The sequence below is a fragment of the Microbacterium sp. NPDC089189 genome, from assembly GCF_040685095.1.
GTDB lineage: Bacteria > Actinomycetota > Actinomycetes > Actinomycetales > Microbacteriaceae > Microbacterium.
Genome location: NZ_JBFBHG010000016.1, coordinates 24,431 through 50,392, shown reverse-complemented (window position 1 = coordinate 50,392; position 25,962 = coordinate 24,431). Strand labels below are relative to the sequence as shown.

Genomic DNA, 25,962 nt, shown 5'->3' with positions numbered 1-25,962 from the left:
CCTCTCAACTGGTGAACGTTTCGCTCACGGCAACAGCATTGCACTTCTTTGCTCATCCAGTCAACTTTTTTCTCACTCACCACCTTTCGTGTCTGTCTGCGACGAAAAACAGCACACGAGTAAGCTCGGAGGCGTGGGAGGGCCAACGTGAACGATCTGCCGGCAGTGCCGATGTGGGGCGTCGTTCCCGAGCCCGTGCGCAACGTGCTGCAGCGACTCAAGGAGCGAGCAGCGGCAGGCGTCGACGTCATGGACACTCAAAAGGTCGGCGGCGCGACTCCGCGGAACCATGACGACGCGTTCCTGCAGATGTCATGGGCAGCGGAAGCTGCCGATCGTGCGACCCGCGATTACCGAAGCGTCTTCAACGCCTACACGCACAAGTTCCATCAGCCGAAGCCTCCGATCGGTGAACTCGCCGCCATGCAGGGCGCGATCACTCAGTCGTTTGCGAAGCGATACACGCCGAAGACCGTCGAGGCGATCGAGGCTCTGCTCTCCGAGGAGCCAGACCTCGACGCGATTCGCACGGGCATCCGAGCGCTTGGCTTCAAGGACCTTCGCGGAATCTCCGAAGCGCTCGACCGCGCGATGGAAGTCGCCGAGGCCGAGCGAGGATTCCAGCCCTGGCTGCCGGCCGCAGACAAGGCCCGCGCTACAAGCCGCGCTCTGCAGGACCTCGGCGACGAAGAGCTGTGAGAACTTTCTTTACTCGTTCAAGGCCGGCCTCCGGCCGGCGGAGTGCGCGCAGCGCTGCGGTGCGTCCGGTCCTCGCTCCGCTGCGGTCCGGGCGCTCCTCGGCCGCACCCACCCCACAACTCGCGCCTCTAACGTTGGCGCACCTCAGTGGTCTGACCGAAAGGAGCGCCGGTGTCACGATTGTCTGACCTGCTGCGCACGCTGGAACAGCTCGATCCGAAGCTCGCGAAGGATCTCGATGACGAGATCCGGCCACTTCAGAAGCGGCTGCCGTTCGGCCTGAACTTCGAGCGTCACGCGCCCGAGGCGGTCGAACTGGCAGGGCATCGCATCCGCAAGGGCAACAAGGTCCGTGTGCTCCCACCCCGGGGCTCGGCCGAGCGTGGCGACCAGCGCCTCTGGCAGGTCGACTCGATCAACGGCGGCATCGCCGAGGTCTCGACACCGAACGGTGAGGACCGCGATGCGCAGTCGGTGACGGTCGAGGACCTGATCCTCGTCGCGGAGTTCCGCGACCGCATTTACCCCGGCCTCCGGCCGGACGGCGTGGTGGAGCGAGGCGGCGACAAGCCGTTCCACACGGTGATCAACGGCGAGAACTTCCACGTGCTTGAGCTGCTCACGTTCACGCACGAGAACTCCGTCGACGCGATCTACATCGACCCGCCCTACAACACCGGCTCCCGCGACTGGAAATACAACAACGACTACGTCGAGGGCGACGACCTCTACCGTCACTCGAAGTGGCTGGCGTTCATGGAGCGCCGACTGAAGCTCGCAAAGCGACTACTGAAGCCCGAGGACTCGGTCCTGATCGTCACGATCGACGAGAAGGAGTATTTGCGGCTCGGCCTACTACTGGAGCAGACGTTTCCCGAAGCCAGTATCGAGATGATCACCTCGGTTATCAGCGCCAAGGGCGTAGCTAGAGCGGGTCAGTTCTCCCGCGTCGAGGAGTACCTGTTCGTCGTGCGGATCGGTGAACAGCAAGTGGGCCTCGGTGAGTCCAACATGCTGGACGACAGCAGGTCTGCATCATCGCAAATCGGAAAGCCCATCAGTTGGCTGGGTCTGCGCAGGCGCGAACCGACCGCCAGACGCGGCGCGCGACCGAATCAGTTCTATCCGGTCTTCATCGATGAATCGACTGGGTATGTCCAGTCGATCGGCGATCCCATCGCGTCCGGTGTGGATCGGCACATGGTCTCGTCACCGACGGGCACGTTTGCCGCGTGGCCGTTGCTTCCTGATGGCACGGAAGGACTTTGGGGAATCACTCCTGAAACGGCTCGTGAATACTTGGCTCGGGGATACTTCAGGGCTCGAAACTACAAGCCCGCCTCGAGATACGTATCTGTTCAGTACTTGCCGGGCGGAACCGTCGACGCGGTCGAGGACGGTCGCATCGGGATTACCGGTCGCGATGACGACGGGGCCGTGGTCGGCGTCTACAACAGCGCCAAAGGAGTCATCCCTAAACGTGTTTGGAACACCCCATCTCACAATGCGGAGCTCGGTGGCACGAACCTCATCTCGGCATTACTCGGCAAGCGCCGATTTCCGTTCCCAAAGTCTCTCTATGCGGTCGAAGACGCCCTGCGCTTCTTCGTGGCCGACAAGCCAGATGCAGTCATCCTCGACTTCTTCTCCGGTTCTGGCACTACAGCTCACGCCGTGATGCGCCTGAACAAGCAGGACGACGGACGACGCCAGTGCATCTCAGTGACGAACAACGAAGTCTCCGCGGAGGAGCAGACAAAGCTGCGCAAGCAGAAGCTACGACCCGGCGACCCCGAGTGGGAACAGTGGGGCATCTGCGACTACATCACGAAGCCCCGCATCCGCGCGGCGCTCACAGGAGAGACGCCTGACGGCGACCCCATCAAGAGCGACTACAAGTTCGTCGACGATTTCCCGATGGCCGACGGCTTCGAGGAGAACGCAGCGTTCTTCACCCTGAGCTACGAGTCGCCGTGGATGGTCGAGGCAGACAAGGCGTTCGCCGCAATTGCACCGATGCTTTGGCTGCGAGCTGGCGCCATCGGAGAGCGGATCGACTCCATCGAGAACGGTTGGGCAGTGGCCGAAAGCTACGGCATCCTGAAGGACCTCGACCTTGCCAGCGACTTCGTCACCGAGCTTCAGCGTCGCGAGGGCATCAGAATCGCCTACGTCGTCACCGACGACGACGGGCGCTACCAGCAGGTCGCAAGCGAGATCCCCGGCATCGAGACTGTGCGCCTCTACGAGGACTATCTGCGCAACTGCGAGAGCACGGGTGACATCTGATGCGCTTCACGCTGAAGGACTACCAGGCCGATGCCGTCGGCGACACTCTGCGCGAGCTCGCCTCGGCGCGGGATTTCTACCGCAGCGCAAGCAAGCGCGTCTCCTCCGTGGCCCTGACCGCGACGACCGGGGCCGGCAAGACTGTCATGGCCGCTGCCGTCATCGAGGCGATGTTCTGGGGCAGCGACGACTTTGACGTTGTGCCCGATGAAGGCGCCGTGGTGCTGTGGTTCAGCGACGATCCCGCCCTGAACCAGCAAACGCGCCACAGGCTTGAGCAGGCGTCTGACCGTCTGCGGAACAGGCTTGTGACAGTCGAGCACCCGTTCCGCTACCCGAAGCTGCTGCCGGGCCATGTCTACTTCCTGAACACGTCGAAGCTCTCGCGCAACAGCCTCCTGGTGCGCGGCTACGACGACACGAACACACTCGACGGCGTTCAATCTCACCCCGACACCGTGCCGTTCACGTTCTGGGACACACTGCGGAGCACGATCGAGGACGACGGCCTGACGCTCTACATGGTCCTCGACGAGGCTCACCGAGGCATGGGCAAGCGCCCGTCGGACACGCCGACCATCGTGAGGCGCCTCATCAACGGCCACAGTGGCGTTCCGCCGGTGCCGATTGTGTGGGGCATCTCCGCGACCGTGCAGCGCTTCGAAGCGGCGATGACAGAGGCAGAGGTCCAGTCGAACCGCGTGCACCTCGGTACGATTCAGGTGGACCCCGTGCGCATCCAGGAGTCGGGTCTCCTGAAGGACGACATCGTGCTTGACTTCCCGGCGGAAACCGGCGATTTCAATACCGTGCTGCTGCGCCGCGGTGTGCGCAAGGTGAAGGCACTCTCCGACGCATGGGCTGCTTATGCCGCCGAGCAGGGCGCAGAACCGATTAAGCCGCTGATGGTGCTTCAGGTGCCGAACAAGCCCGCTGCCGACGAAGTAGCCTCGGCCATCGACGTGATCCGCGACGAGTGGCCGGAGCTGGAGTCCGACGCGATCGCCCATGTCTTCGGCGACCACACGGCGCAGACGTTCGGAATGCACAGCGTGCCCTACATCTCGCCGGAGCGGGTGCAGGACGCCTCGTACGTCCGCGTGCTGCTCGCCAAGGACGCAATCAGCACGGGCTGGGACTGCCCACGTGCAGAGGTGATGGTGTCGTTCCGTTCCGCCAAGGACGAGACCCACATCACCCAGCTGCTAGGACGGATGATCCGCACGCCTCTAGCGCGACGCATCGAGGGCGACGACCTGCTCAACAGCGTCGAGTGCATCCTGCCGAAGTTCAGCAAAGCGACGGCCAGCCTTGTGCTGGAGAAGATCATGGGCAATGACCTCACGGGTGGCGGCGACACAGGCCAGCGTGTGCTCGTCGACCCGCAACTCATGACCCCCAGTGATGCAGTTCCCGACGAGGTCTGGGAGCTATTCCAATCGCTGCCCGCAGAGACACTGCCGAGGAAGCACGCGAATCCGATCAAGCGGGTCACCTCGCTCGCCCATGCCCTCGCAGCGGACGGGTTTGTCCCAGACGCGGGCAAGATCGCTCACGAGCGACTGCACGGCGTGCTCAACGGCTTGGCGGCCCAGTACGCCAAGGACCTCGCGAAGGCGCGAGAGGACGTGCTCACGGTCGCCGGTGGCACCGTGCGCGGCCAGGCTCGCCACGGCATGCGGCGTGACGAGTCTTGGACCGAGGCCGCGGATGACCGCGCGATCCAGGACTCCTACCGGAGCGGCGCCCGAACAATCACGCCTGACGTAGCGCGCAGCTACATCGAGCACCTCACGGCCGACGCCGATGACGAGGATGACTATCGCGACGCTTATGTGCGGGTCGCTGCACTCGCGATGCTGCCGCAGACACGCGCAAAGCTCGACGAGGAGGCCGACGCCATATCTAAGGAGTGGCTGGCCAAATACCGCGTCGCAATTAAGAGCCTGCCCGAGTCACGGCAGAGCCTCTACGCAGAGATCACCGCCATGAGCACCGATCCGCAGTTGATCTCGATGGCTCTCCCGAGAAATCGCCAGGAGGAAACAAGGCGAGCTGTGAGCGGCATGGAGCAGCTTCTTGAGCGACGCGCGCGCCACCTGCTCTCGGATGCCGAGGGCATGTTCCCCGTAGGAAAGCTGAACCCCGACGAGATCGAAGTTCTCGACACCGAGATGGCGCGTCATGGCGCGCTCGACTGGTACCGGAACCCGACAGGCGGGCGCGACTCGATGAGCATCGCGTACCGCGACTCACACGGCGACTGGCGTACTCTGCGGCCGGATTTCTTGTTCTTCACGGGCTCCGACGAGGGTGTGCGCGCTAGTATCGTCGATCCGCACGGACACTGGCTACCGGACGCGGCGTGGAAGCTGCACGGCATGGCTCGGTTCGCTGAGGCTTACGGCGAACACTTCCATCGCATCGAAGCGATCAGCCGGATCGACGGGAAGCTCCGAGTCCTCGACTTTAAGCTTGCGGACGTGCGCGCGAAGGTGCTTGATGAGTCGGATGCCCGGTTCGCGTACGATCGTGCGGCTGTGGCGTACTAACAAGGGACCCAAATGACGCGGAAGCTGTACAAGTACCTCGGCCCTGAGCTTGCGGAAATAGCTCTCTCATCCGACGGAGCAACCCTCAAATTCTCCCTGCCACGCGATTTCAACGACCCGTTCGAGCTATTCCTCACCGTGGATCGTAACGCTCCCCCCGAAACCCTTGCATTTTACGAGGAAGTAGTCGGAGACATAGAGCAGATGCCGACCACCTGCTTCTCGAGTCGCCCTGATGTGGTTCCGATGTGGGCTCACTACGGCCAGAATGGCAAGGGTTTCGTCATCGAAATTGACGAAGATGCTCTGAGCGCCGAATTCGGCAACATCCACGTGATTCAGGACGTTTCATATCGCGACTCGAGCCCCGACGACATCGCGCACTCACTCGCCCGCGCTCAGATCCGCCAGAAGCCGAGGGACGTCTACTTTCTCCGCAATAGCGTCTACCATGCCGCCTACTTCACGAAGGCTACGTGTTGGTCCTACGAGATGGAACGGCGCCTCGTCCTGAACGATGCGTCGAAGCTCCTCGATGTGGGTGGCGTCTCAATCCTTCCAATCCCTCGCCAGTGCGTGACCGCGGTGATACTCGGACCGAACATCGATGCCCACACAGATTCAAAACTTCGTTCCTACGCAACGGAAATCGGTTGCAGCGTATACAAGTGCATGATCGGGCGTAGTCGCATTACGCCCTACTTCACGAACTCGGAAGAATCAACGTGCGTCTTTACGGACGGGGAAATCTCAGGCGCTGCCAGCTGCTGTCAATCGTGTGGCGAGCCCCTCGACGATGGGGTCAGCTGCTCATGGTGCAGAATCGAGGAAGCCGATCGGTCTATTGCGGCTCAGAGCAACCCTTGGCGGTTGATCGCTTCAGCAGGTCTGCTAGACCAATACATCGAGTCAATGAACTCTGTAGGTAAGAAGTAGCCGCCGACATATCCCATCGCGGCTCCTGGTTCTCGATCACTCGACGATCACCAGTAGCGGAGCGCTCCCGCATCGGTTCGACAGCTCAACGAATCACGTACGCAATGTCTGTGCCGATCCTGGGCCGGTTCCGGGCCGGGAACCCGGCTGAATCAACCCGCGACCAGCCGTCACCAACGAGCACGACTTCCGCGGAATCACGCGGCGAACGAGCACTCGTGAGCACCCACAAACCCGGCGCATACAACTGAAAATCGTGAGGTCACGGGATCGACGCCCGTCGGAGCCACACGGATGACCGTTACAGTCATCCCAGAAACCCTCGCCTAGCTTCTACATGGCGGGGGTTTTGCTTTGCGCTGGTGGGGACCGTTTTCTGTACCGCTCGCGAGCGAGCGGAGTCCCCGGGTGTTGAGCGAGCGAAGCAGGACGAAACGCACTGATCGGCTGCCGTCCAGGCGCCCATCAGCAGCGTCTGGGCCGGTCTGGGGCCGGTCGCAGGTTCTTTTCTGCTTTCCTGCGCATTGACCGTCCGGGTCAGTCCAGGACGGGGCCGATCGAGGATGCGTTGCCGCAGATCACTCCGTCTTGCATCGATCCGCTCTTGATCGACTCCAATGTCGCGGCGTCCACGAAGTGTGAAGCGACGACCCGGAGCGTGACGTTCCTTGTCTGTTCTGGGTCGATTGTCGATGTGTCCGCGCAGATACCCACTACTACCCAGCCGGACTCGTCCTTTGCGACTTGGTTCGCCCCGCGGGGGAGGCTGCCCAACCGCACGTCCTGGGTGAGGCTGAGTGTGTAGATGTCATCGGTGATGCCAGGGAAGGATTCGAGGGGCGTGCCGAGGTGGCTGCTCAGACTGTTCTCGCCGGTCTCGTAGGTCTGCGCGCATGCCGTCAACGCAGTTGTTGCGGCCGCCGCCAACAGGACGGCCAGAGACCAGCGTGCGCGTTGGGTCATGGCTCAGCGCGAATCGGTGAAGCGAGGGCGCTCGTTGGTCGCCTTTACGTTCGCTGGCGCCACCTCTGCGAGAGGGAAAGACCAAGTGATGTCGATCGGTTCCGTGGGTAGCAGAGAGATATCGCTCGGTCTGGGCGTCGGCATGCTCGTCACGAGATCGGCTCACCCACGCGCTCGGCGATCTCCGCTTGACATGCGGAGAGGGCGCGGCCGAGCCTGCCCTGATCTCGGCTGTCCATGCGAGATTCCACTGCCGTGTAGGTTGCGATGTCGAGGTCGGTCCAACCCTCGAGCACGTTGGCGGCTGTGCTGCCGGTGAGGATGACGGTTTCCACGCCGGCGTCCTCGCTGCATTGCACGAACTCGTCGACGTACTTGGTCTTGACCACGCCCTGCATGTCGATGGTGACGGGGAACGACGCGGTGGCGATGCCGGCACCGGCGAGGGTGAATGTTCCTGCTAGCGCGGCACCGATTCCGATGCGGCCGACGTGCGAACGGCGTTGAATCCGCTGGTTCGCCTTGGCGCGGACGGCCGTGAGGCGAGTGTCGATGGTGGTGGGGTCCGGCGGTGCAGTAATCATGATTCCTCCTTGAGGTGGGCGGCGCGTAGCCGCGCTCTGACGCGTTGGATGCGCTTGCGTGCGGTAGATGCTGAGATGCCGAGTTCGCTGGCGACCTCTTCGTATGGCCGTCCTTCGACGAGGCACGAGTTGAGGAGCTTGCGGTCGCTGTCGGGGAGACGAGCGACCTCGTCGCGGATCCACCGGAGGGTGTCCTGTTCAGCTGGGTCGTCGTGCAGCGTGAGGGAATGCTCAACCGATTCGATTGGGATGGTGGATGACCGTCGGAGCCGTCGGTTTGAGTTGAAGGCGGTGAACCGGCACGTGGTGAGTAGCCAGGGCAGCAGGGAGCCGCCGACTAGTGTGATCCGCCTACGTCGGCGCCATAGTGTGAGGAACGTGTCCTGAACGAGGTCCTCGACCTGCTCCGGCGAATCCGCCAGAGCCCACGCGTATCGGAACACGGTCGAGCCGTGCTTTCTCATCAGTTCGTCGAACGCGTGCTTGTTGCCGTCGCGCAACTGCTCGACCAAGTCGCTGTCATCGGCCGCGCTCATTCGGGTTCCTCCATACCCTCACAATGTCGGGCGGCTCCGTCTTGTGACTCACAGCAACCGGTGCATCGCGAGTTGCGAGGGTGGGGGCCATCGTCGCCCAGCGGGTTTATAGGCAGACGCTGGCGCGTCCTGGGTGCCCTGTGAGCAGGTACTTGACCTTCTGGCGTTCGAGCTCCAGATCGATTGGACGGCATGCGATGCGCTCCAAGAATTCTCCGAGATCCCATGTGGTCATGTGCCCGTAGCGCGAGGAGTACGTACCAAGTCGATCGATCCCGTACTGATCATCAAAGTCGAAGAGCGCATAGCCGAGCATCTGGAAGACATCCACATTTCGGAGGTCATCATGGCGCACTTTCGAGTTCCGGTTCCGCGCACAGCTGGAGCAGTTTGTCGACTTCGCGGCGGGAGTGCTGTCGACATAGTTCTCGCGGTCAAGGCCACCAACTCTGCGGCGTGGGATGAAGCGGAGACCAAGATCCGGTCAACCACGGCGATCAACGGCTACGTGATCGCACTACGGAGATCTCTGGAAGGTCACGGCGTCCTTGACTTTGCGGGTTACAAGAAGCTCCTCGAATCCGTAGACGTGAGCTTCTCGAAGAGCGAATTCCCGTACGCATCGAGTCAGTACGCCAAGTTCTCCCGCCAAATACTTGAAGAAGCCTTCGGGGTGGACGACGCTGCCGAAGAAGAGCTCGCCCTTCCGCCTGGTGAGATTACAGTCACGCCCTGACTGTGGGCCGGTCCCGGGCCGGGAACTTGGCTGAAGCCATCCGAAACCAGCCACCTCCAACGGCCGAACCGAGATCGGCCGTCGCCGCGATGAGGGCGCTCCCCCGCGCCGATGCCGCTGAAGGATCGCGACCGCAGCCGTGACCCGACGCCGGCACGCGGTTCTTCCGATCGGTCGGTAGCCTCGCGGTGTGACCGACACGATCGCCGCCTACGCGAGTCGAGCAGCCGAGTACGCGGATGCGCTCGGATCGATGGGCGCGATGCATCCCGCTGACCGCCTGCTCATCGAAACGTGGGCGGACGCGACGCCAGGGCGCCTGCTCGACGCGGGATGCGGACCGGGACACTGGACGCATCACCTCGCGCGCCGCGGCGCCGACATCCGCGGGATCGACCTCGTTCCACCGTTCATCCGTCACGCCCGCGCGACCTATCCGGGCGTGCCGTTCGACATCGGGAGCATCGACACGATCGACGAGGCGGATGACGCACTCGACGGCATCCTCGCGTGGTTCTCGACCATCCATCACGATCCGTCCCACATCGCGACGCCACTCGCGGAGTTCGCGCGGATTCTGCGGCCGGGCGGCACTCTTCTTCTCGGCTACTTCGAGGGAAGCTCGATCGAGTCATTCGATCATGCGGTGGTCCGCGCGTACCGGTGGCCGGTGGAGGAGCTGGAACTCGCGCTCGAATCCGTCGGCTTCGACATCGTCGAGACGCACCGGCGCACTGAGAGGGGCCGACGACCCGTCGGCGCGATCCTCTGCGAACGGTCCGAGGAGCGGGTGCAGTAGAGCTGCGTGATACCGAGCACCGTCATGCCTCCGCTCCTGCGCCAGCGCCAGGCGGCGTGAGAGGGTTGAGCTTCCTGCGATGGAGGGGGAGTCTCATGGCCGGTTCACGTCGAAAGAGTGCGGTCGCAGCCGTCCTCGTGTCGCTCGCGCTTCTTGCGTCGGGCTGTGCGAGCGGTTCCAGCGTCGACGATGCGAGCGGTAGTCGCGCCGTGCTGTACGACTCGATCGAGGGCCTCGCGAGCGACAGCACCGCCATCGTGATCGGCACGGTCACCGAGCAGCGAACGGATGGCGACGCGACGATCTCCACCATCGAGGTGTCCAACGCACCGTGGTCCCCAGGGCTCGGTTCCACGGCACCGGAGGCAGAACTGGTCGTCGTCGGCGACCTTGTCGACGTCCGTCAGGATCCGGCTTCTCGACCGCTCCTGGAGGTCGGGACGGAGTACGCGCTGTGGCTGACGCCGACGATGCTGCCGGACGACGCCGCGAGCCAGTTCTTCATCACCGGATCGAATGCCGGGATGTACGTCGTCGACGGTGACATCGCCCGTCGCGGGGCGACCGACACGGGCGACGACTTGCCCGACACCATCGCGATCGAGGGCCGCCCCTCCTAGGGCGGCGATCACCGCGCTCACTCGAGCCTCTGGGCCACCCCGCGCAGCGTCTCGACGAACGCATCGCGGCGGCCGGGCTGATTGAGCGACAACGGCGACGGATGCCAGAGGTCCACGACGTCCGGCCCACTGAACCGGGTCGAGCCGATGTGGCGGCGCCATCCCTTCTGCGCGTAGCGACCGCCCAGCACCACGATCTCGAGCCGCGGTAGGCGGCCGATCAGGTCGACGAGTTCGGCAGCCCCCTGCCCGAGCTCCGCTGCCGTCGGCTTGCGGGATGCCGCCCCGAGATACCAGGGCACGATGTTCCAGGCGAGCGCGCCGGTGTGCAGGCCGACCTCGGCCCGCGCGTTCCACATGTTCGCGGCCGTCGCATCGTTGTTGTCGACCGAGATGAAACCGGAGCCGGGGCGCGTGTTGCCGGCGTTCGTCATCGGCCCGGGGGCTTCGAAGACGAACAGAACGCGCGCCTGGTCACCGCCCTCGGCGGGATCGAACTGCGGCACCACCGCTCCGCGCCGGTCGGCGAGATCGTCGGCCCAGGCGCGGAGCGACTGCACCGTCGGCTCCGTCAGCAGCAGGCGCTCGCGCGCGTCGATGAGAGCGGGATCGCGGAAGCCGCGCGGGTGGTCGAGGAACACATCCGGATGCTAGCGGGCGCCGCATCCCGTCCTCGTCGTCCTGGTCGTCCGCCGGCGTCGTCGCGGCGCGTCGATAGGATGACGCCATGCACTCCAGCCGTGATTGATCGATGCCCGCGACGGTTCTCGTCGCGCTGACGCCGATCCTTCTCATCGCACGCCTCGGCGTGCTCATCAGCCTGGAGTCCTCATGCCGTCCGACCGGACAGCACGTTATGTCGACGTGCTCAGATTGCCGCGCGTTCCCACCACGTTCGGAGTAGCCCTCGTGGGGCGCAGCGCCTACGCGCTGGTGCTTCTTCCCCTGCTCTACGCGGTCACCGATGCCACAGGCTCCATCGCGCTCGGTGGTGTCGCGATCGCGATCTACGGAGCAGGAGCGAGCTTCCTCGCACCCGTCCGCGCCTGGTTCATAGACCGATACGGTGCTCGGCCCGCCCTGGCCGTGCTCACCGCCGTGTTCGGCACCACGCTCGCCGCGATCTCCGTCGCGTCGATGCGGGATGCCGAGGGCGCGGTGTTGATCGGGCTCGGCGCCCTGGCCGGCGTCTTCGCCCCACCCCTGGGTCCGACGATGCGGGTCGCGTGGGGCCGCCTCGCCCCCACGGACGCGCTGCTCAAGAAGGCCTTGAGTCTGGACGCGGTCGTCGAAGAGCTCCTCTACCTGGCCGGACCCGCCGCGGCCGGGATCGCCCTGGCCGTCATCCCGCCGGGCATCGTGCTGGCGGTGCCCGCCGTGGTGGTGTTGGTGGGCGGGTTCTCGTTCGCCGCCACCCGCGTCGTCGGCGAGATGCGACCGCACGACCGCACTGCCCGAGCCGCCGCACCGACACGAGCGCTTCTGCGCGACGCGCGGTTCGTCGGCATCCTCATCCCCGCGCTCGTGGCGGGAGGGATCGCCGGCAGCATCAGCATCACCGTGCCCGTGACGGTCGCCGATCACGGCGGTCCCGCCGCAGCCGGCATCGCCCTCGGGCTCTTCGCGGCGGGAAGCGCGGTGGGCGGCCTCGCGTACGGTGCGCTGCGCGTGCCCGGCTCGCCCGCGCAGCAGCTCGTCGCGCTCGGCGCCACGCTCGTGGCGACGAGCTCGGTCGTCGCGCTCGTCTCGGGCGCCGTCGCGGTCAGCGCGGTGGTTGCCGTCGCCGGCGTCTTCTTCTCGCCGGTCATGATCGTCGCGTACATCGCCGCACACCGCGCCGGCGGCGAGCACCGTCAGAACGCCGCCACGACCTGGGTCAACACCGGCCACAACATCGGTGCGTCGGCGGGCAGCGCCCTCGCCGGGGTGCTGGTCCAGCTCTCCGGCGTGCCCGTGGCGGTCGCCCTGATCTCTGCGGTGGCGGCCGTGCTGCTGATCGCGAGCGTCCTGCTGACGCGGCCGCATCCACGCGTCTCACGCACGGAGGTGCCGCTCTGAGCCGCGCAAACGGCGCGGTGCGCCGCTCGGTGTTCGCCGGACTCGCTCACTCCTCAGGCTCGTCGTCCTCGGGCTCCGTCGCGAGGAACTCCGCCTGAACCCGCGCGCAGCGCGACGCGAACACGATCGTGTGCAGCAGCATCAGCGCACCTCTCCGACCGTGCGGCATCCGGGGCAGGGAAACGCGATGCGGTCTCCGACACGGATGTCACCGGGGAGAACCACCGACCCGCCGGCATCCTCGCCGTGCGCACCGGCGACCGAGAAGCGCACGTCGTAGGCGTGCGAGATGCGGCCGATCAACCGCGCTTCGCGCCACACGGCTCCGAGCCCGACGACGCACGCGTCCAGGCGCAGCGTGCCGCTCGCGACTTCGACGACCGTCGCCACCACGACGGTCGTCGACAGCGTCGTCGAGGCCATCCCACCCGAGAGCGGGATGACGGCGGGACCCGTGCAGACGCAGGGGGTGCCGCAGATATCCGCGTAACGCCCCACCGACATCGCGCGCACGGTGACGTCGTCGAGGGTGGGCGCGGATCCGGCCGGCCATGCGGCGGCGTCGAACGGCGCGGGGATGCTGTCGCGGAGAGTGGGAAGGAGGGCGGTGAGAGTCATGGTGTTCGGTCTACGCGCGCTCCCGGGCGGATCCGAGCTCCCTCACGCGATCCGAACGGCCGCAGGGCGTATCCTCACGGACACCACATGATGAGTCGGCGGGCGCCCGGCATCCATCCCTCTCGTGCATCTCTCAGCTGCGCAGCGGGAGCACCACTCAGACCACGGAGGCGACATGCGCGACACCGCCAGCGGACCGTTCGTCGTCACCCTCGTCGTCGACATGCCGATCACCAAGCTCGACGCACTGGATGTGATCGCGTTCGCCGCCGATTCGGTCGTGGACCACGCGGGCACCGCCTTCCCTCGGGTCGGTCTCGCGCCGAACGCCTGGGCCGAGGTGCAGATCCCGAAGTTCGCCGATCCCCCGCCGCTCACGGTCGACGTGTGCTCCGACGCATCGCTGGAGGTGGCCACCGTGCAGGCGGAACGACTCGACACCGCCCTCACGCGCCTCGGATGGACGGTGCGCCTCCCGCGCCCCGGCGAGGCCTGGTGAGCCCGATCAGCCGGCGTAGGCCTCGGCGAACTCCGCCGACGGCTCGATGTTCTCGATCACGTCGATGAGCACGCCCTCCGGGCCCTCGACGATGAAGTGCCGCTGACCGAACGCCTCGTCACGCAGGTCGCGCCGCACCGGCAGGCCCGCCTCATCCACGAGTCGCCGATACTCGGCGCGCGCATCGGCGACCTCGACGTTGAGCAGGATCCCCGACACACGGCCGCGGAAGTCGGCGGGGATGGTCTCGTGGTCGTGCTGCAACAGAGCGAGCTCGTACGTGCCGGAGCGCAGGCTCACGTACCACTCGGCCGCGAACGTCTCCTCGAAGCCGAGGTGCGCTGTGAAGAACGCCGCGGCCGCGCGCGGATCGGCCACCTGCAGCACGGGATAGAAGCTCGTCAACGCCATGAGGTCTCCTCGTTCTCGTTCGCTCGCGCTCATCCTAGGGATGCGCGGCGCGCACCGGACCTGCCAGGATCGAGGGATGACCGAACCGCGTGGAACCCGGAACGACTGGTCGACCGGCACCTGGACGCATCCGCCTGTTGCCGCTGTGGAGAACGGTCAGGATCTTCTCGTGACAGCGGTCGAGACGAGCGACGCCTGGCGCCACACCGCTTACGGATTCGTGCACGACACCGAGCACGCGCTGCTCGCCCCGTTCACGGCGGGGACGGCCGTCGAAGTCGTGTTCACCGCCGACTTCACCGGCGAGTTCGACCAGGCCGGGGTGTTCGTGCGGGTCGATGACGAGCGCTGGATCAAGGCCGGGCTCGAGTACGCCGAGGGAACGCTCGGCGCGGGTGCCGTCGTCACCGATGTCCGCTCCGACTGGTCGGTGGGCGCCGTGCCCGAGTGGCAGGGCGAGCGGGTGCGCGTCCGCGTCAGCTGGAGCCTCGGGGCGCTCATCGTCCGCGCCGGGGTCGACGGCGACGAGTTGCGACTCCTGCGTGTGCTGCCCTTCGACGAGACCCTCACCGCATCCGCGGGTCCGTATGTGTGCGCACCGACGCGATCGGACCTCACGGTCACGCTGCACGAGTGGCGCACCGCGCCCGCCGACACCGCCGTTCACTGACCGCAATGCACGAGGGGCGCGCCGGATGGCACGCCCCTCGTCGTCAAGGATGGGTCAGCTGGTGCCGCGGCCCGTCTTCTCCTGCAGCCGGTCGATGTGCTCAGAAGCCTCGGCCTTCGTCAGATCAGCCGTCACCTCTTCGCCGGCCTCACGCGCGAGCGTGTCGAGGTAGCTGCGTTGGGGAGCCGTCATGGGTTCATCGCCTGTGACCCAATCGGCGGGATCCTTCTCGACGGCATCGCCATCGGTCGATCCGAGAGTGTCGGGGGTCGTGTTCGCGTCGGACATGTCGGCGATGCTACGGCGCCCGCGTGAACGGGGCGCGGCCTTGACGCCGCCCTCCCCAGCCCGTAGACGCACGCGCGGCCCGCGCCCGTGGTGCCGGCGCGTGCGCGGTGCCGGCGCGCCTGTGGTGCCGGCGCGTGCGCGGTGCCGTCGCGCCCCTGGTGCCGCCGCCTTGCCCACTCGTCGCATATGTCGGGTCCTCGCGCCGACGCACCCCACATTCGCGACGAGTGAGCAACGGAGGAGACGGTGAGGTCCGCGCTCACCCGTCATCCATCCTCACTCGTCGCGTCATCCATGCTCACTCGTCGCGAAAGCGGGGTCTCGCATCGGCGCACACTGCATATGCGACGAGTGAGCAAAGGATGGCACGGCGCGGCACGCTCGCTCGTCGCGAAAGCGGGGTCCCGCGCCGGCGCACCCTGCATATGCGACGAGTGAGCAGAGTTTCGCGGGCTCGCATCAGCACCGGGCCAGCACCCGCACCCGCACTCGCATCAGCACCGGGCCAGCACTCGCACCAGCACCAGCACCGCCAACCGGCTCGCGCCCGGCCCCGGGGTCAGCGCTTGAGGTCGGGGAAGTCGGACTCGCGGAACTCGGTGTCGATGCGCTCGTGGGCGCGGCGCTCCTCGCGCTCGCGCAGCTCGACGCGGCGGATCTTGCCCGAGATCGTCTTGGGCAGCTCGAAGAACTCCACGCGGCGCACGCGCATGTACGGCGGCATGTGCTCGCGGGCGTGCGCCAGGATGCTGCGTGCCGTGGCCGCATCCCCAGCCCAGCCCGCGGCGAGCGCGACATACGCCTTGACGGTGTTCAGACGCACCGCATCGGGCGCGCCCACGACACCCGCCTCGGCGACCGCGGGATGCTCGAGCAGCAACGACTCGGCCTCGAACGGCGACACCTTGTAGTCGCTGGCCTTGAAGACGTCGTCGGTGCGGCCGATGAAGGTGAGCGCGCCCGAGGCGTCCCGCGAGGCGACGTCGCTCGTGTGGTAGAAACCGCCGTACTCGACCTTCGCCGTCCGGTCGGGTTCACCGATGTAGCCGGGCGTCAGGTTGAGCGGACGCACGGGCTCCGTCGGCAGGCAGATCTCGCCCTCGTCGGTGGGCTCGCCCGTCACCGGATCCAGCAGGACGACGTCGATGCCCGGCAGGGGGTGCCCCATGGATCCGGGCACCATCGGCGCTCCCGGAGTGTTGCCGATGACGGCCGTGAGCTCGGTCTGCCCGTACCCGTCGCGGATGCCGAGGCCCCACCAGCGTTGGATGGTCGCGATCACCTCGGGGTTGAGCGGCTCCCCCGCCGAGAGCAGTTCGCGCAGCGCCCGGGGCTTCTTCTCCAGGTCGGCCTGGATGAGCATCCGCCACACCGTCGGTGGCGCGCAGAACGTGTCGACACCGGCGCGGTCGAGCTGGTCGACCAGCGCGACCGCGTCGAACCGCCCGTAGTTGTAGACGAAGATCGTCGCCTCGGCGATCCACGGCGCGAAGAACAGGCTCCACGCGTGCTTGCCCCACCCCGGCGCACTGATCGTCATGTGCACATCGCCCGGGCGCACACCGATCCAGTACATCGTGCTGAGGTGGCCCACCGGGTACGAGACGTGCGTGTGCTCGACCATCTTCGGGCGCGAGGTCGTGCCCGAGGTGAAGTACACGATCGCCGTGTCGCTCGAGGCGACGACCACTCCGGGGGCCGCATCGGATGCCGCATCCGCGTCGGTGAACGATGCCCACCCGTCCCGGTCGCCGCCGACGGCCACACGGAGGAAGTCACCGTCGATGCCGTCGAACTTTGCCGCGTCCTCCGCATCCGCCACGACGACGCGGACGGCGGCCCGCGCGATCCGATCGGCGAGGTCGTCGGCGCCGAGCACCACCGAGGTCGGCAGGATGACGGCGCCGATCTTCATGATCGCCAGCATCGCCTCCCACAGCTCGACCCGGTTGTCGAGCATGAGCAGGACGCGCTCGCCGCGGCGCACGCCGATGGAGGTCAGCCAGTTGGCGACGCGGTTGGACCGCGCGCGCATCTGCTCGTACGTGCGGGACTGCTCGCGTCCGTCCTCCTCGCGCACGCGCAGCGCGAGCCGCTCGTTGCCCGCGGCGATGGCGTCGAACCAGTCCACGGCCCAGTTGAAGTGGTCGCCCACATCCGGCCAGACGAAGTCGGCGCGGGCGGCGTCGGCGTCGTGCGCGTGGGTGAGGAGGATGTCGCGGGCCTCGCGATAGGCGAGGCCGGCAGCGGAGTGGGGCATGAGATCTTCGTTCCTCGGGGTCCGTCGCGCCCGGAGCTGCGGGCCGGGTCAGTCTACGACCGTCGATGCGGGCGGCACCGGGTGGGCATCCCGGGGGAAACAGCCGCCGCCCGTTAGGATCGCTGCGGTCGCGGCACCCGCCGCGCGCGAGGGCTGAACGGCCACGGGGGACACATGAACGCCACGCGACGCCAGCAGCGCGGACGCCACCTCACGGTTCGTCGCCGTCGCCGCCTGACCGTCACGATCGTCGCCGCCGTCGCCCTCGTGATCGCCGTCGTCGCGGTGACCGCCGTCGCGCTCATCCGCGCCCAGGGCCCGGTGGAGCCCGAGACAGCCGGGACGCCCGCGCCCGCCACCGCGACCCCGACGCCCCCTCCGCTCACCCCGGCCCAGCAGCTGCTCGCCGGCAGCGACGACCCGAACGCCTGCGCCGTGAGCTTCGCCGGCGACGGCATCACCGATGCTCCGCAGCTGCAATCGCAGGGCGCGCTGTACGCCTACCTGCCCATCCCCGCCCGCGAGGGCGCGGTGTTCGCCGGCTGGTACGCGACCCCCGAGGATGCCGCCGCCTACACGGTGGGCGCGCGCGTCAACGGCGCGGATGTGGTCACCTGCGCCGATGCGCAGACCACCCTCTACGGATCGTGGAAGACCCCCGACGAGGTGGCGGCGGAGGACGTCGGCCTGCCGATCCTGATGTACCACCAGTTCACCACCAAGCCCGAGGGCGAGAGCGGGTGGCTGAAGGCCAACTACGCGTACACGGGCGACTTCGACGCGCACATGTCGTACCTGGCCGAGACCGGGTTCTACCTGCCGCTGTGGGATGAGGTGAGCGCGTTCATCGACGGGCGACTGTACCTGCCGTCCCGCTCGGCGGTCGTCACGGACGACGACGCCGATTCGAGCTGGCTCGAGCTCGCCGCGCCCGTCGTGCAGGCCTACGGCATCCCGACCACGTCGTTCGTCATCACCTCGGCGCGCACCGAGCCGACGCCGAACATGTACGTCCTGCAGCGCTCCCACACGCACGACATGCACACCGCCGGCGACAACGGCCAGGGTCGGATGGTCAACTGGCCGGTCGCCGACATGGTCGCCGACATGGAGACCTCTGCGCAGATCCTCGGGGCGAAGGAGGTCATGGCGTACCCGTTCGGGCACTACGACGAGAACGCGAAAGAGGCGCTGCGTCAGGCGGGCTTCGAGATGGCACGCACGGTCGAGCCCGGGTACGTCCGCGCGGGTACCGACAAGCTGGCCATGCCGACGATCCGCATCAACTACGGCATGGGCCTGGACGCCTTCATCAACCTCGTCGGCTGAGGTGCCGCACGGCCGGCGGGCTCAGAGCTCGCCGGGGCGGAGCGCCTGACGGTCCAGCTCTTCGACGAAGTGCCGCGCGCGGGAGGGCACGGACGACTCCGCCTTGCGGCGGCGGGGCGCGTAGACGACGAGCGAGTGGAACAGGAAGCGGACCACGAACGCCGCGACCAACGTGATGCCGGTCGCGATGACGACCGAGATATGCCACGTCGAGATCATCAGCGCCGTGAGCGGGATGCGGATGAGGAGCTCGGCGTTGTTGAACAAGAACGACTTCAGGAAGCGACTGAGAAAGCCGGATGCCTGATCGCGCATGTCCTGGAAGACGTAGCGCTCCTGCAGCAGGAAGTTGGCGAGGATCGTGGTCTCGGCCGCGATGATCATGGCAGCGAGATCCGTCATGCCGGCGTGCGAGAGGACCCACACGATCGCCAGGTTCGCCACCGCGCCCGCGGCGCCGATGACGGCGAACATCGACATCTTGCCGAAGCGGAGCGCGGCGAGCTGGGCGAGGAAGCTGAGCCCCTGCGAGAACGACGCCTTCGAATCCCCGGCGAACCGGTGCGCGAACGAGAACGGGATCTCGGCGACGCGCAGGGGGCGGCGCGCGAGGATCTCGAGCAGGATCTTGAACCCGCGCGGACGCAGCTGCTCGAGGTCGATCGCTCGCCGATCCACGAGGAAGAACCCGGTCATCGGGTCCGAGACGTTCTTGAGGCGCACCGGGAACATGGCCTTCGTGACCGCGGTCGAGCCGCGCGAGACCAAGACGCGGCTGCGGTCGGCGAGCCCCGCCGACGCCCCGTCCGCGATGTAGCGGGAGGCGACCACCATGTCGACGTCGCCGCGCCGGAACCGCGCGACGAGCCGGGCGATGTCCTCCGGGGGATGCTGCAGGTCGCCGTCCATCACGACGCAGACATCGGATGCCGCCGCCTCCAGGCCCGCGGCGACCGCGCCGCCGAGGCCGCCGGTCGGCTCGTCGCGCCGGATGAGCCGGACGGGGACGGGAGAGGTACGGGCGACGGTGCGGATGACATCCGCCGTGTCGTCCGTGCTGTCGTCGACGAAGAGGATGTCGATGTCGAAGCCGTGAGCTCCCGCGGCGATCCGACGGACGAGTTCTGCCACGTTGGGCGCCTCGTTGAACGTGGGAACGATCACCGTGACCTGCATGCGTACCGCCTCGAAGAGAGACCGATCGGCGCTCGAATTCGGGCGTCGGTCACCATCCTGACACGCAGCACGGCCCCGAAATACAGGGCTGGGCATCCCCACAGGAATCCGCTAAGCAATTCGTCACCCGCCCGCCACCGCCCGTTCACTCGTACGCTGGTTGGCATGACCGAAACCACATCCGGGATCACGATGTTCGGCGCCGACTGGTGCCGCGACTGCCGCCGCACCAAGTCCCAGCTCGATGAGCTCGGCGTCGCGTACACGTACGTCGATCTCGTCGCCGACCCCGCCGCGGCGGATGTGGCGCACGAGATCTCGGGACGCACCAACATCCCGGTCGTGGTGTACCCGGACGCATCCCACCACGTCGAACCCTCGAACGCCGATGTCGAGGCGAAGCTCCGCTCGCTCGCGCTGATCTGACCCTGCGGCGGCACGAGCCGCCACCCGGTGTGGGATCGCTCCCACTACACTCGTATGCGGCTTTCCGGACCGTATGTGAACACCTCCCTCCCCACCCCTCCTTCCCGCGCGCGCCGCGACATTCAGGGCCTCCGCGCCCTGGCCGTGCTCGCGGTCGTCGGCGCGCACGCGTTCGGCTGGCCCCGCGGGGGGTTCGTCGGGGTCGACGTGTTCTTCGTGGTGTCCGGCTTCCTCATCACGGGGCTCCTGTTGCGCGAGCTCGACGCCCACGGCCGCGTGGATCTGCGGGGGTTCTATGCCCGCCGGGCACGCCGCATCCTGCCCGCCGCGGTGACCGTCCTGGCGCTCGTGGCGACCGCCGGGTTCGTCGTGTTCAACCGCGTCCGCGCGGAGCAAACGCTGTGGGACGCCGTCTGGTCGGCGGTCTTCACCGCCAACTGGCACTTCGCCGCCGAGGGCACGGACTACTTCCACGCGACCGACGCGGTGTCGCCGCTGCAGCACTTCTGGTCGTTGTCGGTCGAAGAGCAGTTCTACGTGGTGTGGCCGGGTCTGCTGCTCATCCTCGTGCTGCTCGTTCCGGCCGCCGCCCGCACCCGGCGTCGGCTCGCATGGGTGGTCGGCGCGGCCGCGGGCGCCGTGGTCGTCGCCTCGTTCGCCTGGGCCCTGGTGCAGACCGGCAGCCAGCCGACGGTCGCCTACTTCTCCACCCTCACCCGGGTGTGGGAGCTCGCCGCGGGCGCCGTTCTGGCCGCGGCCGCGCCCCTGCTCGCGCGGATCCCGCGCGGCCTCGGCGCCGCGATGGGATGGATCGGGCTCGGCGGCATCGTCGCGTCGTTCGCCGTGATCGACCCGGAGGCCACCGCCTTCCCCGCGCCGTGGGCGGCGCTCCCCGTGGCGGCCGCCGCGCTCGTCATCGCGGGCGGGGTGGCGGGCGACCCGCGCCACCGCCATCTCTTCCCGCTGACGAACCCGGTCAGCGTGTTCGTGGGCGACATGTCGTACTCGCTGTACCTCTGGCACTTCCCGGTCATCGTGTTCGCCGCCGTGCTGCTGCCCGACGGCGACGTATCGACCTGGCTCATGCTCGGCTCCATCGCGGTGCTCTCACTCACGTCATATCTCGTCGTCGAGCAGCCGCTGCGCTACGCGCCGTTCCTGGGCGGCCGGGCGCCCTCGGCGCGCGCGGCGGATGACGCCGCACCCGCCGACGCCCCGCTCACCGATGCCCCGGCCGTCGCTGCCCCGGCACCCCGGGCCGCGATCGTCACGACCCGCCCGGCGGGCTGGGCGCCCGGCACCGCCCGCTACTACCCGGGCTCGCCCCGCCCCCTCCCGGCCGCAGCGATCGAGCCTGCGGACGCCCCCGTGCTCGCCGACCCGGATCCCGAGCCGTTCGTCCCCCCGCGCACCGCCGCGCCCCTCGAGGCGGCGACGGGCACGATCCCCGCCGAATCGGCATGGGCCGCGTGGCGGGCACGTTTCGGGTCGCAGGTCGCACTGACGGGCGCGGGCTTCGCGATCGCCGCGCTCGCCGTGGTGCTGGTCGTGCAGAGCACCTTCGGCGGCCCCTCGCTCGGCCCGCTCGTGTCGGCCGCGCCCGACGCCGGCGATACCCCCGATCCCACCCCGGCCTTGCAGCGTCAGCTGGCGGATGCGGCGGGCGCCACGCAGTGGCCGAGCCTCCACCCCTCGCTCGACGAGGTCATCGCCCGGTCCTCGGCGACCAACCCCGCCCGCGACTGCTTCTCCCCCGACACGACCCCGGATGCCGGGCGCTGCAGCACCGGCAGCGCCGACGCCCCGACGCACATCTACCTCGTCGGCGACTCGACGGCCATGGCCTACGCGCCCGCGTTCCGCAAGATGGCGGACGACAGCGGCGGCGCCATCCGCGTGACGACGGTGGGGCTCTACGGCTGTCGGTTCACGGATCTGCCGGTGCAGAACGATGGCGCCGGGGTCATGGACGCGTGCCCCGGGCGGAAGGCCGACGTGCGGGCGATGGTCATCGCCGACGCCCCCTCGCTCGTCGTGATGTCGAACGCCTACACGCTGGGCCACACGCCGGGCGGGGCGAACCTGTCGGCGGCGGCGCTCATCTCATCGCAGCAGGCCGAGGCCGCGAGCTACGGCCTGCCCGGCCGCATCGTCTACCTCGCGCCCCCGCCCGAGGGAGCGGATCTCGGGCGCTGCTACTCGCCCGTCACCTCGCCCTACGACTGCGCCGTCTCGGTGTCGTCCACCTGGCAGCAGATGGAGACCGCCGCGGAGCAGACCGCCGCGTCCACCGGCGACCACGCGATCAGCTCGCTGCCCTTCAGCTGCTGGGAGGGGGTGTGCCCGGCGTTCGCGGGCGACATCCCCACCAAGTACGACCAGACGCACCTGACCACGGCGTACTCGGAACGGATCGCGCCCGTGCTGCGGTGGGACCTCGCCGCGCTCGGTCTGATCTGATGCGAGAGCGGGCGCGCCGTCGCACCTGAGAGCCGTCGCCCCTCGGCACTGTCGGACGGGCGGGATCATCGACCAGACTGGTGCTGGCCCGTCCGGGCCGACCCCGAAGGAGACCGCCGTGCCCGCAGCCGACCCCGCCCGCCCCGCCGAGGCCGGCCTTCCGGACGGGCACGAACAGCTCGACCACCACATCGGCGTCCTGCGCACCGGAGCCGCCGGCTGGGCGGCGCTGTCGCTCACCCGCCGCGCCGAGGTGCTCGAACGCATCCACGCGGGCGTCGGCGACGTCGCGGCCACGTGGGCGGATGTGGCCGCCGCATCCAAAGGACTCGCCCCCGGCCACCCGCTCCGGGGCGAGGAATGGCTCTCGGGCCCGTACGCCGTCCTCGGCGCGCTCGACGGGTACATCGCGACGCTGCGCCGCCTCGCGGCGGGAGGAAGCCCGCTCGACGGCGTGCGGATCGACACCGCTCCCGGCGACCGCACCCGCGCCCATGTCTTTCCGCGCACGCGCATCGACGCGCTGCTGCTCTCGGGCTTCACCGGCGAGGTGTGGCTGCGGCCGGGCACCACGGCGGCCGACGCCGTGCGGGACGCCGGCCTCGCGCAGGTGCGCCGGAGCGAGCGCCCCGAGGTGGGCCTCGTGCTGGGCGCCGGCAACATCACCGCCATCCCCGTGCTCGACGTGCTCTACGAACTGCTGGCCGAGGGCCGGGTATCGCTCTTGAAGGTCAACCCGACGCAGGATGCGCTGGTGCCCGTCTTCGAGCAGGCGCTGGCGCCCCTCATCGAGATCGACGCGCTCCGCATCGTGCGCGGCGCGGGCGACGTGGGCGCGTACCTCACCACGCACGCGGGCATCGACCACATCCACATCACGGGATCGGCGCAGACCTTCGACGCGATCGTGTGGGGCACGGGCGACGCCGCCGCGGCTCGACGGGCCGATGACGACCCGCGACTCGCGGTGCCCATCACCGCCGAGCTCGGCGGCGTCTCGCCCATCATCGTCGTGCCGGGCGAATGGACCGAGGCCGACCTGCGCTTCCAGGCCGCGCATATCGCGACCATGCGCCTGCACAACAGCGGGCACAACTGCATCGCCGGTCAGGTCGTGATCCTCAGCGCGGACTGGCCCCAGCGCGAGGCCTTCCTGCGCCATCTGCACACGGCCTACGCCGATGCGCCCGAGCGGCCGGTCTGGTACCCGCGCGCCGACGAGCGGCTCGCCGATGCCACCGCCGCGTACCCGCAGGCGCAGTCGTCGGCCGCGCACTCGCGCCTGCTCGTCGAGGTGCCGCGCGGGCAGGAGCCGGGCGCGATCGAGTCCACCGAGTACTTCGCGCCGGTGCTCGGCGTCGTGCAGCTGCAGGGCGAGGGGCAGGTGTTCCTCGACGCCGCCGTCGCCCACGCCAACGACCACCTCACGGGCACGCTCGGCGCCAACATCCTGGTCGACCCCGACACCGAGATCGCTCTCGGCGCGGGCTTCGAGCGCGCGGTCGCCGCCCTGCGGTACGGCGGCATCGCGATCAACGCCTGGACGGGGGTGCTGTTCGCGACGCCGATCCTGTCGTGGGGCGCGTTCCCGGGCTCCGACATCCGGGATGTCGGGAGCGGCATCGGTGTCGTGCACAACACCCTGCTGCTCGATGCGGTGGAGCGGTCCGTGCTGCGCGGGCCCTTCCGGCCCTTCCCGCGCTGGGCGACGGGCGGCCGGTTCACCGTGCTGCCGACCCCGCCGTGGTTCGTGACGGCCCGCACCGGCGCCGCCGTCAGCGAGGGCCTGACCCGCTACCTGATCGACCGCAACCCCGCGGGGCTCGCGGTGACCCTGGCGCTCGCGATGGGCGCCTGAGCCCGCCGTTCGCGACGCACGGTTGTCGGAGCAACGCCCGCTTCTCGGACGATTCCGGCGGAAAGCTCCGAGAAACGCGTGTTTCTCCGAGAAGCGGGCGCGGTCAGCTCGCGAAGCGGTCGGTCGCGGCGCGCAGCTCGGCGGCGATCCCCGGCTCCGATGCCGAGTGGGATGCGTCCGGCACCACCACGAGGTCCGCTTCGGGCCAAGCACGATGCAGGTCCCAGGCCGTCATGATCGGGGTGCAGACGTCGTAGCGCCCCTGCACGATCACGGCGGGGATGCGTCGGATGCGGTCGACGTCCTCGATCAGCTGCCCCTCGCGGAACCAGCCCGCGTTGACGAAGTAGTGGTTCTCGATCCGGGCGAACGCGGTGGCCGCGTCCGCATCGGTCATGCCCTCGACCAGCACCGGGTCCGGGCGGAGGGTGAGCGTCGACGCCTCCCAGCGCGTCCAGGCGAGCGCCGCCGGGCGGTGCACCGCCGGGTCGGCGTCGAACAGCCGCCGGTGGTAGGCCTCGATCATGCGGCTGCGCTCGAGCACGGGGATCTCGGCCACGTAGTCCTCCCAGAGATCCGGGAAGATCGCGGCGGCGCCGCCCTCGTAGAACCATTCCAGCTCGTGACGACGAAGGGTGAAGATGCCGCGTAGCACCAGCTCCGAGACGACATCCGGATGCGCCTGCGCGTAGGCCAACGCCAGGGCGCTGCCCCACGATCCCCCGAAGACCTGCCACCGGTCGATCCCGAGGTTTCGACGCAGCAGCTCGAGGTCGGCCACGAGGTGCCACGTCGTGTTGTAGGTCAGGTCGGCGGCCGGGTCGCTCGCGTGCGGCGTGGACTTGCCGCATCCGCGCTGGTCGAGAAGCACGATGCGGTAGCGCTCGGGGTCGAAGAAGCGGCGGTGCCAGGGCGACGTCCCGCCGCCGGGCCCGCCGTGGAGGAAGACGACGGGCTTGCCCTCGGGGTTGCCCGACTGCTCCCAGTAGATCCGCTGGCCGTCGCCGGCGAACAGCTCACCCGTCTCGAACGGCTCGATCGGCGGGTACAGCACGTCGTCGAGTTCGCTCACGGTCATGGCTTCACGGTACCGTGCCGCCGCGGAATCACCGCGGACGGCGCCCCGGTCTCCGCGCCGACGCCGCACTGTGGCGCCCCTCGGCGCCCCATATGCTCGACGCATGACGACGTGCCT

The 25,962-nt window shown here is 68.1% G+C and carries 24 protein-coding genes; 14 read left to right on the top strand and 10 right to left on the bottom strand.

Features of this window, described 5'->3' with window-relative positions; all coding sequences use genetic code 11:
- The first annotated feature begins 147 nt into the window (after positions 1-147).
- The 4 genes from AB0N73_RS10675 to AB0N73_RS10660 all read left to right on the top strand — a co-directional run bounded on the left by AB0N73_RS10675 (position 148) and on the right by AB0N73_RS10660 (position 6,476).
- Complete coding sequence (locus AB0N73_RS10675) at positions 148-699, top strand: hypothetical protein (RefSeq protein WP_363563212.1); 552 nt, start codon at positions 148-150, stop codon at positions 697-699.
- Positions 700-870: 171 nt separating this feature from the next.
- Positions 871-2,988 (top strand): DNA methyltransferase, encoded by a 2,118-nt coding sequence (locus AB0N73_RS10670; RefSeq protein WP_363563210.1) that lies wholly within the window; start codon positions 871-873, stop codon positions 2,986-2,988.
- Positions 2,988-5,540 (top strand): DEAD/DEAH box helicase family protein, encoded by a 2,553-nt coding sequence (locus tag AB0N73_RS10665; RefSeq protein WP_363563208.1) that lies wholly within the window; start codon positions 2,988-2,990, stop codon positions 5,538-5,540. Before AB0N73_RS10670 ends, AB0N73_RS10665 begins: the two co-directional genes overlap by 1 nt.
- Before the next feature lie 12 nt (positions 5,541-5,552).
- A complete protein-coding gene (locus AB0N73_RS10660) occupies positions 5,553-6,476 on the top strand; it encodes a DUF2971 domain-containing protein (RefSeq protein ID WP_363563206.1) in 924 nt (307 codons plus the stop codon).
- Positions 6,477-7,013: 537 nt separating this feature from the next.
- Here AB0N73_RS10660 and AB0N73_RS10655 read toward each other — a convergent pair.
- The 3 genes from AB0N73_RS10655 to AB0N73_RS10645 all read right to left on the bottom strand — a co-directional run bounded on the left by AB0N73_RS10655 (position 7,014) and on the right by AB0N73_RS10645 (position 8,559).
- A complete protein-coding gene (locus AB0N73_RS10655) occupies positions 7,014-7,439 on the bottom strand; it encodes a hypothetical protein (protein WP_363563204.1) in 426 nt (141 codons plus the stop codon).
- A gap of 149 nt (positions 7,440-7,588) precedes the next feature.
- Entirely contained in the window at positions 7,589-8,023 is a 435-nt protein-coding gene (locus tag AB0N73_RS10650) for a hypothetical protein (protein WP_363563202.1), read from the bottom strand.
- A complete protein-coding gene (locus tag AB0N73_RS10645; protein ID WP_363563200.1) occupies positions 8,020-8,559 on the bottom strand; it encodes a sigma-70 family RNA polymerase sigma factor in 540 nt (179 codons plus the stop codon). Before AB0N73_RS10645 ends, AB0N73_RS10650 begins: the two co-directional genes overlap by 4 nt.
- 133 nt (positions 8,560-8,692) lie before the next feature.
- Between AB0N73_RS10645 and AB0N73_RS10640 the strand changes: the two genes are divergently transcribed.
- The 3 genes from AB0N73_RS10640 to AB0N73_RS10630 all read left to right on the top strand — a co-directional run bounded on the left by AB0N73_RS10640 (position 8,693) and on the right by AB0N73_RS10630 (position 10,714).
- Positions 8,693-9,295: a hypothetical protein gene (locus tag AB0N73_RS10640; protein ID WP_363563198.1), complete on the top strand. Its 603-nt coding sequence runs from the start codon at positions 8,693-8,695 to the stop codon at positions 9,293-9,295.
- Between the two features lie 190 nt (positions 9,296-9,485).
- The gene (locus AB0N73_RS10635) at positions 9,486-10,094 is read left to right on the top strand and encodes a class I SAM-dependent methyltransferase (protein WP_363563196.1); all 609 of its coding nucleotides are present in this window, start codon (positions 9,486-9,488) and stop codon (positions 10,092-10,094) included.
- Positions 10,095-10,189: 95 nt separating this feature from the next.
- Positions 10,190-10,714, top strand: a complete 525-nt coding sequence (locus AB0N73_RS10630; RefSeq protein WP_363563194.1) for a hypothetical protein — start codon at positions 10,190-10,192, stop codon at positions 10,712-10,714.
- Between the two features lie 17 nt (positions 10,715-10,731).
- Here the strand turns inward: AB0N73_RS10630 and AB0N73_RS10625 are convergent, their stop codons facing one another.
- Positions 10,732-11,355, bottom strand: a complete 624-nt coding sequence (locus AB0N73_RS10625; protein WP_363563192.1) for a uracil-DNA glycosylase — start codon at positions 11,353-11,355, stop codon at positions 10,732-10,734.
- 268 nt (positions 11,356-11,623) lie between these two features.
- On the opposite strand from AB0N73_RS10625, the gene AB0N73_RS10620 reads away from it, so the two are divergent.
- Positions 11,624-12,772, top strand: coding sequence for an MFS transporter (locus tag AB0N73_RS10620; RefSeq protein ID WP_363563190.1), 1,149 nt, complete (start codon positions 11,624-11,626; stop codon positions 12,770-12,772).
- Between the two features lie 141 nt (positions 12,773-12,913).
- On the opposite strand, the gene AB0N73_RS10615 is transcribed toward AB0N73_RS10620, so the two are convergent.
- Positions 12,914-13,390 carry a hypothetical protein gene (locus AB0N73_RS10615; protein WP_363563188.1) on the bottom strand — a complete coding sequence of 159 codons (477 nt, stop codon included), beginning with the start codon at positions 13,388-13,390 and terminating at the stop codon, positions 12,914-12,916.
- Between the two features lie 175 nt (positions 13,391-13,565).
- On the opposite strand from AB0N73_RS10615, the gene AB0N73_RS10610 reads away from it, so the two are divergent.
- Positions 13,566-13,889, top strand: a complete 324-nt coding sequence (locus AB0N73_RS10610) for a hypothetical protein (RefSeq protein WP_363563186.1) — start codon at positions 13,566-13,568, stop codon at positions 13,887-13,889.
- A 6-nt stretch (positions 13,890-13,895) separates the two neighbouring features.
- On the opposite strand, the gene AB0N73_RS10605 is transcribed toward AB0N73_RS10610, so the two are convergent.
- Entirely contained in the window at positions 13,896-14,300 is a 405-nt protein-coding gene (locus AB0N73_RS10605) for a VOC family protein (protein ID WP_363563184.1), read from the bottom strand.
- A 76-nt stretch (positions 14,301-14,376) separates the two neighbouring features.
- Between AB0N73_RS10605 and AB0N73_RS10600 the strand changes: the two genes are divergently transcribed.
- Positions 14,377-14,970 (top strand): DUF1349 domain-containing protein, encoded by a 594-nt coding sequence (locus AB0N73_RS10600; protein ID WP_363563182.1) that lies wholly within the window; start codon positions 14,377-14,379, stop codon positions 14,968-14,970.
- A gap of 54 nt (positions 14,971-15,024) precedes the next feature.
- On the opposite strand, the gene AB0N73_RS10595 is transcribed toward AB0N73_RS10600, so the two are convergent.
- Together AB0N73_RS10595 and AB0N73_RS10590 are read right to left on the bottom strand one after the other, a co-directional pair.
- Positions 15,025-15,258 (bottom strand): DUF3072 domain-containing protein, encoded by a 234-nt coding sequence (locus AB0N73_RS10595; protein WP_363563180.1) that lies wholly within the window; start codon positions 15,256-15,258, stop codon positions 15,025-15,027.
- A gap of 559 nt (positions 15,259-15,817) precedes the next feature.
- Positions 15,818-17,518 carry an AMP-binding protein gene (locus AB0N73_RS10590; RefSeq protein WP_363563178.1) on the bottom strand — a complete coding sequence of 567 codons (1,701 nt, stop codon included), beginning with the start codon at positions 17,516-17,518 and terminating at the stop codon, positions 15,818-15,820.
- 174 nt (positions 17,519-17,692) lie between these two features.
- Here AB0N73_RS10590 and AB0N73_RS10585 point away from each other — a divergent pair, with 174 nt between their 5' ends.
- Complete coding sequence (locus AB0N73_RS10585) at positions 17,693-18,847, top strand: polysaccharide deacetylase family protein (protein WP_363563176.1); 1,155 nt, start codon at positions 17,693-17,695, stop codon at positions 18,845-18,847.
- 21 nt (positions 18,848-18,868) lie between these two features.
- Here the strand turns inward: AB0N73_RS10585 and AB0N73_RS10580 are convergent, their stop codons facing one another.
- Positions 18,869-20,023, bottom strand: a complete 1,155-nt coding sequence (locus tag AB0N73_RS10580) for a glycosyltransferase (protein ID WP_363563174.1) — start codon at positions 20,021-20,023, stop codon at positions 18,869-18,871.
- Between the two features lie 165 nt (positions 20,024-20,188).
- Here AB0N73_RS10580 and AB0N73_RS10575 point away from each other — a divergent pair, with 165 nt between their 5' ends.
- From AB0N73_RS10575 to AB0N73_RS10565, 3 genes are all read left to right on the top strand, one after another.
- Positions 20,189-20,449 carry a glutaredoxin domain-containing protein gene (locus tag AB0N73_RS10575; protein ID WP_363563172.1) on the top strand — a complete coding sequence of 87 codons (261 nt, stop codon included), beginning with the start codon at positions 20,189-20,191 and terminating at the stop codon, positions 20,447-20,449.
- A 75-nt stretch (positions 20,450-20,524) separates the two neighbouring features.
- Positions 20,525-22,909, top strand: a complete 2,385-nt coding sequence (locus AB0N73_RS10570; RefSeq protein ID WP_363563170.1) for an acyltransferase family protein — start codon at positions 20,525-20,527, stop codon at positions 22,907-22,909.
- A 118-nt stretch (positions 22,910-23,027) separates the two neighbouring features.
- Positions 23,028-24,767, top strand: coding sequence for an aldehyde dehydrogenase family protein (locus tag AB0N73_RS10565; protein WP_363563168.1), 1,740 nt, complete (start codon positions 23,028-23,030; stop codon positions 24,765-24,767).
- Between the two features lie 103 nt (positions 24,768-24,870).
- Here AB0N73_RS10565 and pip read toward each other — a convergent pair whose 3' ends face one another.
- A complete protein-coding gene (pip, locus tag AB0N73_RS10560) occupies positions 24,871-25,845 on the bottom strand; it encodes a prolyl aminopeptidase (RefSeq protein WP_363563166.1) in 975 nt (324 codons plus the stop codon).
- Positions 25,846-25,962: the final 117 nt, after the last annotated feature.

Excerpts from the sequence above, each read along its gene's own strand:
- AB0N73_RS10665 (WP_363563208.1), top strand. The coding sequence starts at position 2,988 with ATGCGCTTCACGCTGAAGGACTACCAGGCCGATGCCGTCGGCGACACT.
- AB0N73_RS10660 (WP_363563206.1), top strand. The coding sequence starts at position 5,553 with ATGACGCGGAAGCTGTACAAGTACCTCGGCCCTGAGCTTGCGGAAATA.
- AB0N73_RS10655 (WP_363563204.1), bottom strand. The coding sequence starts at position 7,439 with ATGACCCAACGCGCACGCTGGTCTCTGGCCGTCCTGTTGGCGGCGGCC.
- AB0N73_RS10650 (WP_363563202.1), bottom strand. The coding sequence starts at position 8,023 with ATGATTACTGCACCGCCGGACCCCACCACCATCGACACTCGCCTCACG.
- AB0N73_RS10645 (WP_363563200.1), bottom strand. The coding sequence starts at position 8,559 with ATGAGCGCGGCCGATGACAGCGACTTGGTCGAGCAGTTGCGCGACGGC.
- AB0N73_RS10630 (WP_363563194.1), top strand. The coding sequence starts at position 10,190 with ATGGCCGGTTCACGTCGAAAGAGTGCGGTCGCAGCCGTCCTCGTGTCG.
- AB0N73_RS10615 (WP_363563188.1), bottom strand. The coding sequence starts at position 13,390 with ATGACTCTCACCGCCCTCCTTCCCACTCTCCGCGACAGCATCCCCGCG.
- AB0N73_RS10610 (WP_363563186.1), top strand. The coding sequence starts at position 13,566 with ATGCGCGACACCGCCAGCGGACCGTTCGTCGTCACCCTCGTCGTCGAC.
- AB0N73_RS10605 (WP_363563184.1), bottom strand. The coding sequence starts at position 14,300 with ATGGCGTTGACGAGCTTCTATCCCGTGCTGCAGGTGGCCGATCCGCGC.
- AB0N73_RS10600 (WP_363563182.1), top strand. The coding sequence starts at position 14,377 with ATGACCGAACCGCGTGGAACCCGGAACGACTGGTCGACCGGCACCTGG.
- AB0N73_RS10595 (WP_363563180.1), bottom strand. The coding sequence starts at position 15,258 with ATGTCCGACGCGAACACGACCCCCGACACTCTCGGATCGACCGATGGC.
- AB0N73_RS10590 (WP_363563178.1), bottom strand. The coding sequence starts at position 17,518 with ATGCCCCACTCCGCTGCCGGCCTCGCCTATCGCGAGGCCCGCGACATC.
- AB0N73_RS10585 (WP_363563176.1), top strand. The coding sequence starts at position 17,693 with ATGAACGCCACGCGACGCCAGCAGCGCGGACGCCACCTCACGGTTCGT.
- AB0N73_RS10580 (WP_363563174.1), bottom strand. The coding sequence starts at position 20,023 with ATGCAGGTCACGGTGATCGTTCCCACGTTCAACGAGGCGCCCAACGTG.
- AB0N73_RS10575 (WP_363563172.1), top strand. The coding sequence starts at position 20,189 with ATGACCGAAACCACATCCGGGATCACGATGTTCGGCGCCGACTGGTGC.
- pip (WP_363563166.1), bottom strand. The coding sequence starts at position 25,845 with ATGACCGTGAGCGAACTCGACGACGTGCTGTACCCGCCGATCGAGCCG.